11 protein-coding genes are annotated in these 12,398 nt (G+C 56.9%); 6 read left to right on the top strand and 5 right to left on the bottom strand.

Annotated features, from left to right (window positions below; genetic code table 11):
• The first annotated feature begins 11 nt into the window (after positions 1-11).
• Positions 12-1,268 (top strand): MFS transporter, encoded by a 1,257-nt coding sequence (locus AC6CHO_RS14280; RefSeq protein WP_498215910.1) that lies wholly within the window; start codon positions 12-14, stop codon positions 1,266-1,268.
• Positions 1,269-1,296: 28 nt separating this feature from the next.
• Here the strand turns inward: AC6CHO_RS14280 and AC6CHO_RS14275 are convergent, their stop codons facing one another.
• Both AC6CHO_RS14275 and AC6CHO_RS14270 read right to left on the bottom strand, forming a co-directional pair.
• The gene (locus AC6CHO_RS14275) at positions 1,297-1,953 is read right to left on the bottom strand and encodes a trimeric intracellular cation channel family protein (protein ID WP_060702496.1); all 657 of its coding nucleotides are present in this window, start codon (positions 1,951-1,953) and stop codon (positions 1,297-1,299) included.
• 63 nt (positions 1,954-2,016) lie between these two features.
• Positions 2,017-2,556 carry a DUF1697 domain-containing protein gene (locus tag AC6CHO_RS14270; RefSeq protein ID WP_498215907.1) on the bottom strand — a complete coding sequence of 180 codons (540 nt, stop codon included), beginning with the start codon at positions 2,554-2,556 and terminating at the stop codon, positions 2,017-2,019.
• A 75-nt stretch (positions 2,557-2,631) separates the two neighbouring features.
• Between AC6CHO_RS14270 and AC6CHO_RS14265 the strand changes: the two genes are divergently transcribed.
• Complete coding sequence (locus tag AC6CHO_RS14265) at positions 2,632-4,581, top strand: S9 family peptidase (RefSeq protein WP_498215906.1); 1,950 nt, start codon at positions 2,632-2,634, stop codon at positions 4,579-4,581.
• 19 nt (positions 4,582-4,600) lie between these two features.
• Here AC6CHO_RS14265 and AC6CHO_RS14260 read toward each other — a convergent pair whose 3' ends face one another.
• Together AC6CHO_RS14260 and AC6CHO_RS14255 are read right to left on the bottom strand one after the other, a co-directional pair.
• The gene (locus AC6CHO_RS14260) at positions 4,601-5,002 is read right to left on the bottom strand and encodes an RNA-binding S4 domain-containing protein (RefSeq protein WP_498215904.1); all 402 of its coding nucleotides are present in this window, start codon (positions 5,000-5,002) and stop codon (positions 4,601-4,603) included.
• 40 nt (positions 5,003-5,042) lie between these two features.
• Positions 5,043-5,399, bottom strand: a complete 357-nt coding sequence (locus AC6CHO_RS14255; protein WP_498215902.1) for a hypothetical protein — start codon at positions 5,397-5,399, stop codon at positions 5,043-5,045.
• 93 nt (positions 5,400-5,492) lie between these two features.
• Here AC6CHO_RS14255 and AC6CHO_RS14250 point away from each other — a divergent pair, with 93 nt between their 5' ends.
• The 3 genes from AC6CHO_RS14250 (at position 5,493) to AC6CHO_RS14240 (ending at position 9,367) form a co-directional block, all read left to right on the top strand.
• On the top strand, positions 5,493-7,910 hold the full coding sequence (locus AC6CHO_RS14250; protein WP_498215900.1) for a Tex family protein: 2,418 nt from the start codon (positions 5,493-5,495) through the stop codon (positions 7,908-7,910).
• A gap of 144 nt (positions 7,911-8,054) precedes the next feature.
• Complete coding sequence (locus AC6CHO_RS14245; RefSeq protein ID WP_060702490.1) at positions 8,055-8,555, top strand: ferritin; 501 nt, start codon at positions 8,055-8,057, stop codon at positions 8,553-8,555.
• 89 nt (positions 8,556-8,644) lie between these two features.
• A complete protein-coding gene (locus tag AC6CHO_RS14240; RefSeq protein ID WP_498215898.1) occupies positions 8,645-9,367 on the top strand; it encodes an SH3 domain-containing protein in 723 nt (240 codons plus the stop codon).
• Here AC6CHO_RS14240 and AC6CHO_RS14235 read toward each other — a convergent pair.
• Positions 9,364-10,029: a LuxR C-terminal-related transcriptional regulator gene (locus tag AC6CHO_RS14235; protein ID WP_444662256.1), complete on the bottom strand. Its 666-nt coding sequence runs from the start codon at positions 10,027-10,029 to the stop codon at positions 9,364-9,366. The two genes, AC6CHO_RS14240 and AC6CHO_RS14235, sit on opposite strands and share 4 nt — an antisense overlap.
• Before the next feature lie 406 nt (positions 10,030-10,435).
• On the opposite strand from AC6CHO_RS14235, the gene AC6CHO_RS14230 reads away from it, so the two are divergent.
• A partial coding sequence (locus tag AC6CHO_RS14230; RefSeq protein ID WP_498215896.1) for a choice-of-anchor G family protein occupies positions 10,436-12,398 on the top strand: 1,963 nt, incomplete at its 3' end.

The raw sequence follows: 12,398 nt of genomic DNA, 5'->3' as shown, positions 1-12,398 counted from the left end.
GAGAGACTTCAATGGCGAAAGACAGCGTTGCTACCTCCATCCGCGGACGGATTGGGGCTTTACTTGGCATCCTGCTGCTGGCCCTATCGCTGCGCGCCGCTGTTGTCTCGGTGTCACCGCTGCTGGCCCGCATTGAAGCCGACATTCCCTTCACCGAATTCACCACGGGATTGCTGGCCATGCTGGCACCGATCGCCTTTGCGATTTTCGGCTTGCTCACCCCGAGGCTGATCAAATCCTTCGGCTTGGAAAAGACGCTGATCATTTCGCTGGCGCTGGCTGTGGTGGGCCAGCTGGCACGTGTCTTCATGCCTGAGGTGTACTCATTCCTGGCGCTGTCGATTGTCACCCTTGCCGGCTACGGCATGGGCAACGTGGTTCTGCCGCCGCTGGTGAAGAAATATTTCCCAGAGCGAATCGGACTGGTCACCAGCGGCTATGTCACGATGCTGGCCATCGGAACCTGGATGGCGCCGCAATTCTCAGTCCCGATGGCCAACCTGAGCAACTGGAAAATCTCCATCGGTTCCTGGGCGCTGCTCTCCAGCCTCGTGCTGATCCCGTGGATGGTGCAGCTCTTTGCCGATCGTGGCGTCACACGTCCGGAACACCCGGTCAATGCGAGCGGGGCTTCACACCCCATTGCCAAGATCAATCCATGGAAATCCAAAGTCGCCTGGGGCCTTGCCATCTACCTTGCCGGCAACTCAGCTCAAACCTACGTGTACTTCACGTGGTTGCCGCCGTACCTGCAAAATCGTGGCCTCGACGAATTGACCGCAGGAAATATGCTGGCCCTGTTTGCCATCCTCGGCCTGCCAGTAAGCCTACTGGTTCCACTGTGGATTCCCCGGCTGAAAAACCCGATTGTCGCGGTGCTGATTTTCACTGTCTGCTGGATCATCGGACACCTGGGTATCTTCCTGTCGCCAACCCACAACACTGCACTGTGGGTTTGCGCCGCCGGACTGGGCCAGGGAACGTTTGCCATCGCCTTGCTGATGATGAACCTGCGTTCACGCACCACCTACGGTTCGGGCGTGCTCTCGGGCTTTGCCCAGGGCCTGGGCTACGCCGGCGCGGCCATTGTGCCGATGCTCTTTGGGCTGGTGCAAAAGGCCACGGATTCATGGGGCGCAGCATTCTCAATGCTCGCTGGCTGTGTTGTTGTGATGCTCATCGGCGCGGTGATCATCAACCCGCCACACACTATCGAAGACGATTCCCCGAGCACCGAAGATCTGGGCAAGCTCGAGCGCATTGACTGAGAAGCCAGAAGCATCCGCAGCTGCCCGCCTAGAAGTGTCGTTGGGGACCATCCGGTGCCGGAGGATTCTGATGGGCACGGTGCCAGTGGCCGGCAGCTAGTGGAACCGACCAGCCAAAACGCAGAGACGCCACACGAATCAGGAACGCCAACGCCGCGATCGCCGCACCCACCGGAACGCTCATGAATCCCAGATGCCACGCAATGGCGGTGAGCCCAGATCCCACCATGGCAGCCAGCGCGTAGATATCGCGCGGGTTGAAGAGGTCTGGAGTCACATTGGAAATGACGTCTCGCAGCAGTCCACCGCCAACGCTGGTGATCACGCCCAGCAACACTGCCGTCACCGGATTGAACTGATGCTCCAGGGCCTTCAACGTCCCAGTCACGCAAAACAGGCCCAGCCCGGCAGCGTCAAAAAGCTGAACCAGGCGGTGCAGCTTCTGAACGGCGGGCGTGAACGCATAGACGCACAGCGCGGCCAAGACCGGAGGTACAAAATAGATCGGGTGTTCAAAGGTTGCCGGCGACTGATTGAGAATCACGTCGCGGACCAGCCCTCCGCCCAAGCCGCACACTCCGCCGAGGAAGGCAGATCCCAAAATATCGAATCCCCTGCGGGCGGCCATCAAGGATCCTGCCACGGCAAAGAAGAAAATACCGACGAGTTCAATCAGGATGTACATTCCAGTGCCTCAAGCGGGGTCGGCGACGTGTGGTCAATGACCAATTATTACCCGAAGTGCCGATCAGCAAAGAATCTTAGCGATCCTGACCAGGGTGTTGTGGTTCCGGGTGGTCAGAACCCGTAGCTTGGCCTGGGCCTGGACCAGCTTCGCCACGGGATCGGTAGTACTGGTTCCCTTGGATGCGATCCACTGCACTGCACGACCCGTGACCAAGAAGTCGCGCGGATCATCCAGGGCCTGGATGGCCTGCCACAGCTCCTGGGCATCGTGCACGGTATGGCACAAGGTGAGATAACCATGATGCTGCTCCACGGGTTCGGGCAACGGCAGCCCGAATGGCCCAGCCAAGTCCTCGATTTCCTTTTTGGTGAAAACAAGGGTCGGGATTTCTCGCTGATAGTACGCGCGCAAGAGATCATTGCACCGGCCTTGGATCATCAACGGATCCGGAATGTCGGAGGCGAGCACCACGTTACCGCTAGCCAGCAGCGTCTTGACGTCGCTGAACCCACCGTCCTGAAGCAGGAGCGCGAGGTCTTTCATCAGCACCTTGACGCCGCCAACATTCACGCCCCGGAGGAACACGGCATATTTGCTCATCGTTTTATCCCAGCTCGTCGGAATCATACTTTCGGAGGGTCGTTCTGCAACCCAAAGATCGCTAGGATCAAGAATATGCCTATGCACTTACCTTATGGATCCTGGCCCTCATCAATCACGGCTCAAGACGTCGCAGCGGGGACTAAACCATTAGGCGGCGCCTGCTTCTTCAAAGACCACGTCATTGTCCAGGAAGGGCGCCCCGCGGAAGGCGGCCGGATCACGCTGGTGGAATACGGCACCGATGGCCAACACGGCAAGGAACTGGTCAATGCACCGTATAACGTCCGCTCACGGGTTCACGAATATGGCGGCTCCAGCTGGATGCTGGACGAATCGGGAGCCGGCAAGATCATCTTCTCCAACTTTGCCGACCAACGTGTGTACACGGTGGGCATTGGCGAGCATCAACCGGTGCCGTTGACCCCGGCCAGCACGGTCGAGGGCGACCCGCAACTGCGCTTTGCAGAATTCACCCGCGGCCCCGAGGGCAGCATCCTTGCCATCATGGAAGACCTTCGCGGCGAGCCCGTGCGCCATATCGTGCAAATCCCGCTAGACGGCAGGGCAGCTCAAGAGTTCTCCAGCATTAGGATCCTGAGCGAACCTGCGCGATTTGTGGCTGCCCCGCGGCTCAGCCCCAACGGCCAGAAGCTGTCCTGGATCAGCTGGGAGCATCCGAACATGCCTTGGGATTCCACCTCTCTGCACCTGGCTGGATTCACCGAAACCGGAATGCTGGAGAGCGAAGTGATTGCCGGCGGAGCAGAAGAATCTGTCATGCAGCCCGAATGGCTGGACGATGACCGGCTGGCATTCATCTCCGATGCCAGCGGCTGGTGGAACCCTTATGTGTACCAAAACGGTTCTTCGCGCACCACTCGCCTTGTTGACCGCCCGGCAGAATTCGCCGGACCCTTATGGCAGGTCGGGACCAGCTGGTACCTGGTCGAGAATCAACACACCCTGTTGTGCTCCTACGGAACTGGAACCACGTCCCTGGCCCGTGTGCATTCGGACACCGGGGGATTAGACGATCTTGAATTGCCTTTCACCCGTGTCCGGCCATTTGCCGTCAACGATGACTGGCTGTTGGCCGGAACCTCATCGATGACCCATGGCGAAGAGATCACCCTGATCAACCTCGAATCCTTGGAACACCACGCGGTGACCCGGTCCATGGAGAACTTGCCAGAAGCAGGAATGCTGCCATCTGTTGAAGAATTCCAATGCAAGAACCTTGCCGGACAGTCGGTGCACGCATTGCTCTATCGTCCAGCCCAAGACGGCATGGCGGGGATGGACGGTGAACTGCCACCCTTCGTCACCTTTGTCCACGGCGGACCAACCAGCCAGGCCTCGGCGACTTTGAGTGCAGCGGTGGCCTATTACACCTCGCGTGGCATTGGCGTGGTGGACGTGAACTACGGTGGCTCGACGGGATATGGCCGTGAATACCGCAACCGATTGCGTGGAGCATGGGGCGTTGTTGACGTTTCTGATACGGTCGCCGTAATCCATGCCTTGGTCGGACAAAAGATTGCTGACCCGGCACGCATTGGCATCGAAGGCGGAAGCGCCGGAGGATGGACCGTACTGTGCGCATTGACCTTCTCGGATGTTTTTACCGCTGGCATCAGCCGGTACGGCGTCTCCGATTTGGTGGGGCTGGTTCAAGACACGCACGACTTCGAATCCCAATACATGTTCTCGCTGGTCGGCCCATATCCGGAGGCTGCGGATCTCTACGAGAAGCGCGCACCGATCAACCACGTTTCAAAGATCTCCTGCCCGGTTTTGCTCCTGCAGGGAGATGAAGACAAAGTGGTTCCGCCAGCTCAGTCGCAGGTGGTCGCTGATGCGCTCGCCGAAAGAGGCATCGCTCATGCGTACATCCTTTTTGAAGGCGAACAGCATGGCTTCAGAAAGTCTGAAAATATTGTGCGGGCGCTGGAAAGCTCGTTGGCGTTCTACTCGCAAATCTTTGATTTCGAGGCTGAGGTTCCAGCCATCGAATTATCCTAGACGCGGGTGCTGTGGGGAACTACAGCTCGGTGTCGGGCTCCTGCCAGGAAGTGCGCAAGCGATCCATTTCGCGGCGATCCTTCTTGGTGGGGCGCCCGGCGCCGCGTTCGCGCACCGGAACCTGCGGTATGACGACGCGTTCTCGGGGCGGGGTATGGTCCAAGTAGCACTTGGTGGCCACCGGAGCTGAAACGCGCTTGGAAAGCAGGCCCGTGATTTCAAGGTTACGGTCAAATCCATCTTTGCGCACACGGACGCGGTCACCTGCAGCGACAGTCTGCGAAGCCTTGACGGGGTCGCCGTTTAAACGCACGTGACCTGCGCGGCACGCAGCCGTCGCTGCGGATCGTGTTTTGTAAATTCGCACGGACCACAACCAGGCATCGAGTCTGACTTTGCCGCTGGTGGGAATCTCAACCATGAGAAAAGTCTAGAACACCGGAATAGTGGCCGGGGCGCAGTCAGTTGCTTTCAGCTGCAGCGTTGTCGCAAGCTTCCTTGAGCCGGTCCTGCAAAGCGACAGGAGCCTGGTCGCCGGAATCAGCGAGGTCGTTAAGTACCTGGACCATCTCTTCGGGCAGTCCGCCGCCATCGACTGATTTCACGATGGAAGACAAGACACGCAGCTCGCTGGAGTCAATGGTGCCATCCTGTATTGGAGCGCAGGCCTGGCGAACAATCTCCTTGCTAGCGGCATCCGTGAGCTGATTGGCTGCGCTCGACGCCGTGTCCTGGACGACGGAGCATCCGGCGCTGAGCACCACCACCGATGTGATGGCAAACAGTGTTGCTGCCTTACGAACTTTAACTTTCCCCATGGAACTAAATCCTAACCATTAATGTTGAATTTCTGCTGAATGCCAACCGAGTCGATCATCTGAACTTTGTAACCAGTGAGGCACAATGGATCGGTGAGCAGCGAGCAGAAGAACACCAGCAATGACCGTGCCATCCAACAGCGAATCGTCGCCCAGCTGGCTCAGGAGCTATCCATTGAATCCACGGTCGCCGTCTGGCAGATCAAGGCAGCCGTAGAACTACTCGATTCGGGATCAACGGTTCCGTTCATTGCCCGTTATCGCAAAGAAGCAACCGGCATGCTCAGCGACAGCCAATTGCGTTTGCTCGAAGAACGCCTGCGCTACCTGCGTGAATTAGAAGATCGCCGCGCCACAATCCTCGACGCGATCAATGAGTCCGGCAAGCTGAGCGAGCAGCTTTCCGCCACGATTGCCGCAGCCACCACTAAAGCTGAACTCGAAGACATTTACCTGCCATTCAAGTCCAAGCGTCGCACCAAGGCGCAGATTGCCCGCGAAGCAGGCTTGGAACCGTTGGCGGACTTATTGCTTTCCACCCCGGACACTGATCCGCTGCAGGCTGCCGCCGGATACCTCAATGCAGAGGCAGGATTCGCTACCGAAGCTGATGTTCTTTCCGGTGCACGCTCCATCGTGACCGAACGAGTTTCCCAGGATGTGGTGCTCGCAAGCGAACTTCGCGAACGCCTTTGGAACAAGGGCAAGATCAATGCCAGCGTTTCCAGCACTGCCACCGCAGAAGGCCAGGGGAAATACTCTGACTACTTGGACTATGTTGCTAGCCTGGATCGACTGCCTTCGCACCGAGTCTTGGCGCTCTTGCGCGGTGAACGCGAGGGAGTCCTGAACCTCCAGCTGGCTGAAGCAGATCCGCGTGACGAGGATGCTCTGGCCCAGGCACGCCAGGGTTTCGAAAACGCCATAACCGCTTCATTGGGCCTGAACGTACCAGCGGGTGCGGCCACGGCGTCCTGGATTTCCCAAACCGTTCGCTTGGCTTGGAAGGCCCGTTTGCTCACGCGCTTCGAGTCAGACCTGCGTTCACGGCTGTTTGAAGCAGCGGAAGACGAGTCGGTTAAGATCTTTGCGGCGAATCTTCGCGACGTCTTGTTGGCAGCACCCGCGGGAAACAAGGCCGTTCTGGGATTGGATCCGGGACTGCGTACGGGTGTGAAGGTTGCGGTAGTCGACCTCACCGGAAAGCCTGTTGAGACAGCCACGATCTACCCGCATGCCCCTGCCAAGAAGTGGGATGAGTCGGTGGCCACCTTGGCCCAGCTGGCTAAGAAGCATGGCACAACCCTGATTGCCGTAGGCAACGGAACAGCTGGGCGTGAAACCGATCGATTGGCAGCTGAAGTCATCAAGGTGCTCGGCGGCTCCGGGATCAGCAAGGTGATCGTTTCCGAGGCTGGAGCATCTGTCTACTCCGCATCCGAGCTGGCCAGCCAGGAGCTGCCCGGAATGGATGTTTCCCTGCGCGGAGCGGTGTCGATTGCACGCCGCCTCCAAGATCCGCTGGCGGAGCTGGTCAAGATTGATCCGAAGTCCATTGGTGTCGGCCAGTACCAGCATGATGTCACGGCGTCGAAGCTGGATCGTGCGTTGGATGCTGTGGTTGAGGACTGTGTAAACGCGGTGGGCGTTGACGTGAATACGGCATCGCCAGCGTTGCTGTCGCGGGTCGCCGGAGTTGGACCGCTGTTGAGCCGGAATATTGTTGATCACCGAAATGCTAATGGTCCGTTTGCCACGCGCAAGGACCTGCTGAAGGTGCCACGTTTGGGCGCGAAGGCATTTGAACAGTGCGCCGGCTTCTTGCGTATCACCGGAGGCAAGGAAATGCTGGATGCATCTTCGGTGCACCCGGAAGCCTATGCATTGGCCAAGACTCTGCAGCAAACCGCCGAGGAGCAGGGGCGCAGGCTGGAAGAGCTGAAGCCCCAGGACTTTGTGACCGAGCAATTCGGGGAGCCCACCATTCGAGATGTGATTTCTGAATTGCGTCGTCCAGCTCGAGATCCTCGTGGCGAGTTTGTCACGGCCTCGCTGAAGGAAGGTGTTGAAACCATCAGCGACGTCAAGCCGGGAATGATTCTGGAAGGCACCGTATCCAACGTCGCTGCATTTGGCGCCTTCGTTGACTTGGGCGTTCATCAGGACGGACTCATTCACGTCTCGGCGATGAGCACCAATTTCATTTCTGATCCACGCGAAGTGGTCAGTTCCGGGCAGATCGTCAAGGTAAAGGTCCTGGAAGTCGATACGTCACGCAAACGCATTTCACTAACCCTGCGTCTGGATGATGAATTGCCGGTGGCCGGTGAATCGGCCAAAGGTGCTGCCCCGCGAGAGCGTCGGCATGCAGGCGGCGGCGCTTCTGGCGCTCGCAATGGGCAGAATCGCAGCGGCCAAAACCGCAGGCAGGGGAATCAAGAACCTAAATCTGCGGCATCGGGCAATACTGCGATGGCAGAAGCGCTGCGTCGTGCTGGGCTGAACCGGTAATTAAGCTGGCTTCGGTTTACCTAACCTTTTTTAGCATCGGCTAGGTTAACCTGCTGTCAACGTGGGGTGATTCCCTAATTCAAGTTGGACTAAGTGTGTCCAAACTTCGGTGACAAGTTGGCAAAAGAGTCCTAGTCTAAAGACATGGATCTTACAGGAAAACTGGCAGAAGCCTTCAGCACCCAGGTAACTCTCGAACTAACCGCAGCGACGGTGTACCGTCAGCTGGCAGTTGAAATGGACGTCATGAGCCTTCCCGGCATTGCTGGCTGGTTCCGTGCGCAAGCTGGCGAGGAAATCGTCCACGCAGAAAAGTTCATCACGCACATGACCGACCGTTCAGCTCACCCGAAGATTGGCGAACAGCCAGCGCCAGAAGTGAATGTCAAGAACGTCGCCGACGCATTTGCCGCTTCGCTGGCTCATGAGCAGAAAGTCTCCGAAGCAATTCGCGAACTGTACCGACTGGCTCAGACCGAAGGCGACATCGACTCTTTGCCATTGCTGCACTGGTTTATCGACGAGCAGATTGAGGAAGAAGCAACCGTCTCTGAAATTCTGGATCGCGTGAAGCTAATTGGCAACGATGGAAGTGGCCTCCTGCGTCTGGATGCAGAGCTCGGTTCGCGTTCTTCCGGCGACTAGCGGACTAAGAAGCACGCATCTTCTAAAAATGGAATAAACTTAGGGAAGCAACCGTTGGTTGCTTCCCTAAGTTTTCATTTGAGGTGGTCGTGAACCAAGTGGGCTTACCACAAAAATCGGCTTTGACGTCGTCAGTAGCACTTACGCATCGGACGACTGCCTCGCTCAAACTGCGCAAAGGCGCAGGTCGGCACTATGTTGTTCAGAGCAATCTTGCCCACGGTACTGAACTTGCCCTCATCGAAGTCAAAGGCTCATGGGCTCATGTCTTTGTTCACGCAACCTACGGTTGGCTGCCGGAGATTTACCTGGAGCCAATTCCTGAGGTTTTTGATGAACCGGTCGTTGCCGACGAAGACGCCGAGTATGCAGAACCTGTGCTCTCGCGTTATTCACTGATTGAGGCCACTCATGTCACCACGGCCACTCTGAACTTGCGCAAGGGCAGCGGGACCGGTTACCCGGTTCTCAAGGTCATTGACCAGGGAAGCAAGGTACGTTCCATGCTTCAGCAAGGTCTATGGTCGCAGGTTCAGGCAGGCAAGCTTTTAGGCTGGGTTCCCAGCATGTATTTGCAGGAGATCCCTTCGCGACCTGCCAAGGGCGGTTTGATCGCCGTACCCAATCAGCGGGCGCTCACCACAATTCGTCTTAATGCCCGTCGCGGACCGGGCGACCACTACTCGCTCGTACGCATTCTTCCTGCGGACACTGCAGTTGTTATCGTGGCGCGTCAGGGTGCTTGGCGCCGGATTGATCGCGATGGCGAAGAAATGTGGATCCCCGCCAGCCAGCTGCGTACGGTGTATTAAGCGATTTTGAGATCAGCCGACGTAACGAGGCCCGCTTCGGCCGCAATGACTGCCAACTGAACGCGATTTGAAACGCTGAGCTCGTCCATGACACGGGCAAGATGAAGCTTGACCGATCCCTCGGAGATATGGGCAAGACGCGAAATTTGAGCGTTGGTCAGGCCCGCCGCAACGTGGCGAACTAATCCGCGATCCCGGTCTCCCAGTTCACGGAATGCCTCTTGATGAATTGAGCGGCGAGTCACTCGTGAGGGCGGCTCCCAACCATCGGTTGGTGCTGCAAAAAGCTGGTAGCCCGCAACAAGCATTCGCAGTGCGCAAGGCAATTCTGAGCTAATTGAGCTCTTGGAAATGAGAGCAGCACTACCGGCATCGTAGGCCTGGGCGAGTTCGCTGCGCTTGTAGCGCGCAGCCATGACGGCGACTTTGGTTTTTGGCGTTGCTTCAGTTATCTCGCGAATGGCGCTGTACAGGTCCTGGCCTTCTAACGTCGACTCGAGCAGGATGACGTCTGGCTTCTGTTCGAGCGCACCAGTGACGGCGTCCCCCAGAGTGTCTGTGACTTTTTCTAGATCGAAGTCCTCCGTGGTGGATAGAACTGCGGATATGCCCGCGCGCGAGAAATAATCACTATCGGCCAGATGAACGCGAATGCGCGACATTCAAGAAACCTCGTCCTCAACAGAGCTACAAACCTGGTCGGAAACCCCAACCGTACCCCTGCTTAGCTAGTCGTCTGCAGGTGAGCCCAGTTTATAACCAGTTAGCCAAGTTGTTTTGCTTGATAGGTAACAATTTGACAACAATCAGGATGGTTCGGATAGGAACCTTTGGTAAATTCATAGGTCAAGTCCGGTATCAACATGAATTCATACAAAAATTAGATAATAAATTACTGGCCGGTATGACCTGAAAGCTAACAAAAATGGCCGTTTGGTCAAAAAATTTGACCTGAGTATGCCAAGAAATAGCTGAAAGAACCCTGTGAGTAGATGGGCCCCTTCCGTAGAGTCAAATAGGGACTTTAACAAGGGTTTCAAGATCACAACCAACTTTTGGAGGACATTGGTGCAAACACATAATTTGCCACCATCGAATGGAACCGGCCGCCGCACGGCACGGCGCGTACTTTCTGGGGCGGTAGTGGCCAGCCTGTTCGTGGCGCCGACCGTGACAGCCGCGTATGCGGCACCGACCGATGACTCCGAGGCTCTTGGACGAGTTCTCGATCTAAATCTTCTAGACATTCCTGTTGCGGATGCGGGGTTCGCGTACGCGGGTAATCCGAGCTCACCAGATGCAAAGCATAACCCGCTGAATGTTGAGGCATTGGGAGCCTTGAACCTGAACCTGGGTTCGGGGCTAAGCGCACTTCCGCTCATAAATGCCGATGGGTCAGGACTTCTGACACTGGGCGAAGCCGGATTGCTCAGCTCGTATGCTGAGGCACCTAGCTCCACAAGCGCAAAATCAGCAGCTGGTGCAGTTAGCTCGGACGGAACGATTGCCGTCGATTCGGCAAATTCTGGCGCGATGACTGCAAATGTTGATTTAACTAGGCTTTTGGATCAGCTGCAAGTCAGCGGGCTAACTGACCAGCTTGTAGATGAAGCATCATTGGAAATCGGCGCCCTCGGGTCCAAGGCCGACAAGACTGACGGAACCCTGTCGACTGACTACTTGGTTGCTGGTGCCACTGCAACCGTTAGCAGCCCTGCTGTTGGCGGTCTGACCAGTTCGTTGGGAACTGTCGTTGATGGTCTGGGCACTACGCTCAACACGGCTCTGTCCTCCGATGGTGTGCTTGGCACCATCACTTCGGGTCTTGACGCGATCGATATTGATTTGCGCCCGCTGGCCCGCATTGGTGTCACCGATTCCACGGTTGCGCTCAATGGCGTCGACGCTGCACTGCAGCAAGTCAAGGATGACATCCTCACGGGTGTTATTACCTCGGATACCGGCTTGGTGAGCATTGACCTCGGTACGGGTGACATCAGCGTCGATCTGTCCAAGATCACCACCGGTGGGCTCAACGGCAAGCCGGCCAACTATGAAGTGCTAAGCGCCACGGCTGTTCAAGAAATCGCAGACGAGATTACTCTCGCACTGTCGAACTTGGTCACTGATCTTCGCGATAGCCTTGTTGCTTCACTTGATCAGATTGACATTGTGGTCAACCTCGGTCTGGAAGCTAGCTTGCTCGTTCCACTCGCCGACGGTACGGCGACGGTGGAAGGCAGCGTTGCCAGCTTCCTGGGGCTGGTACCAGAAGAACCTACTACCAATGTTGACTTGACACTGGCCGGCTTGAATCTAGGCTCGCTGATCACCCCATTGACTGCAGGTGTTGTAAGCGTAGTTGGCGACGCATTGGGTACCGTAGTTAACCCAGTTATCGACGGATTGCCAGGAGTTATTACCGGAGTAGTTGATGGCGTTACGGATCCTTTGGAACCAGTTATCGAGGGTGTGCTTAACGAAATCGTTGAGATTACCGTCAACGAGCAGGGAACCACGGTAATTGACGATCCAAATAGCGATCCTGACTCCACTGAGGAGGGTGACTTTGTCACTGCTTTGTCAGTAGAGCTATTGCCAGCAATGGGCGAAGCTGCGAACAAGGTATCTTTCGCCCGTTCGGAAGTCCGCGCAGCGGACGAAGCGCCAGCTGAAGCCCCCGTGGTCATTGAAACACCAACTGATGGACAGGAATTTACCGAGGGTGATCCTGTCGATGTTTCCGGTACGGCAGAGCCAGGTAAGACCATAACTGTGACTCTCGACGGCGACGATGCAGCGGCTCAGGAAGTCATTGTTGGCGACGACGGCAAGTGGACGGCTACGTTTGAGGGCCTGACCGAAGGCCCTCATACTGCCGTTGCCACCGATGGCGACGACGACGAAGAGTCTACAGACGAAGTCTCATTCACGGTCGTTGTTTCGAACACCGATGTGAACACTGCGGACAACACTGATGTGAACACTGCGGAGAACACCGATGTGAACACTGCGGAGAACACCGATGTGA

The sequence above is a fragment of the Glutamicibacter sp. GQ173 genome, from assembly GCF_059759215.1.
This window is presented reverse-complemented; position numbering and strand designations above follow the sequence as displayed.

Bases quoted from the DNA above. Each gene is read 5' to 3' on its own strand.
- AC6CHO_RS14280 (WP_498215910.1), top strand. From the start codon at position 12: ATGGCGAAAGACAGCGTTGCTACCTCCATCCGCGGACGGATTGGGGCT.
- AC6CHO_RS14275 (WP_060702496.1), bottom strand. From the start codon at position 1,953: ATGTACATCCTGATTGAACTCGTCGGTATTTTCTTCTTTGCCGTGGCA.
- AC6CHO_RS14270 (WP_498215907.1), bottom strand. From the start codon at position 2,556: ATGAGCAAATATGCCGTGTTCCTCCGGGGCGTGAATGTTGGCGGCGTC.
- AC6CHO_RS14265 (WP_498215906.1), top strand. From the start codon at position 2,632: ATGCCTATGCACTTACCTTATGGATCCTGGCCCTCATCAATCACGGCT.
- AC6CHO_RS14260 (WP_498215904.1), bottom strand. From the start codon at position 5,002: ATGGTTGAGATTCCCACCAGCGGCAAAGTCAGACTCGATGCCTGGTTG.
- AC6CHO_RS14255 (WP_498215902.1), bottom strand. From the start codon at position 5,399: ATGGGGAAAGTTAAAGTTCGTAAGGCAGCAACACTGTTTGCCATCACA.
- AC6CHO_RS14245 (WP_060702490.1), top strand. From the start codon at position 8,055: ATGGATCTTACAGGAAAACTGGCAGAAGCCTTCAGCACCCAGGTAACT.
- AC6CHO_RS14235 (WP_444662256.1), bottom strand. From the start codon at position 10,029: ATGTCGCGCATTCGCGTTCATCTGGCCGATAGTGATTATTTCTCGCGC.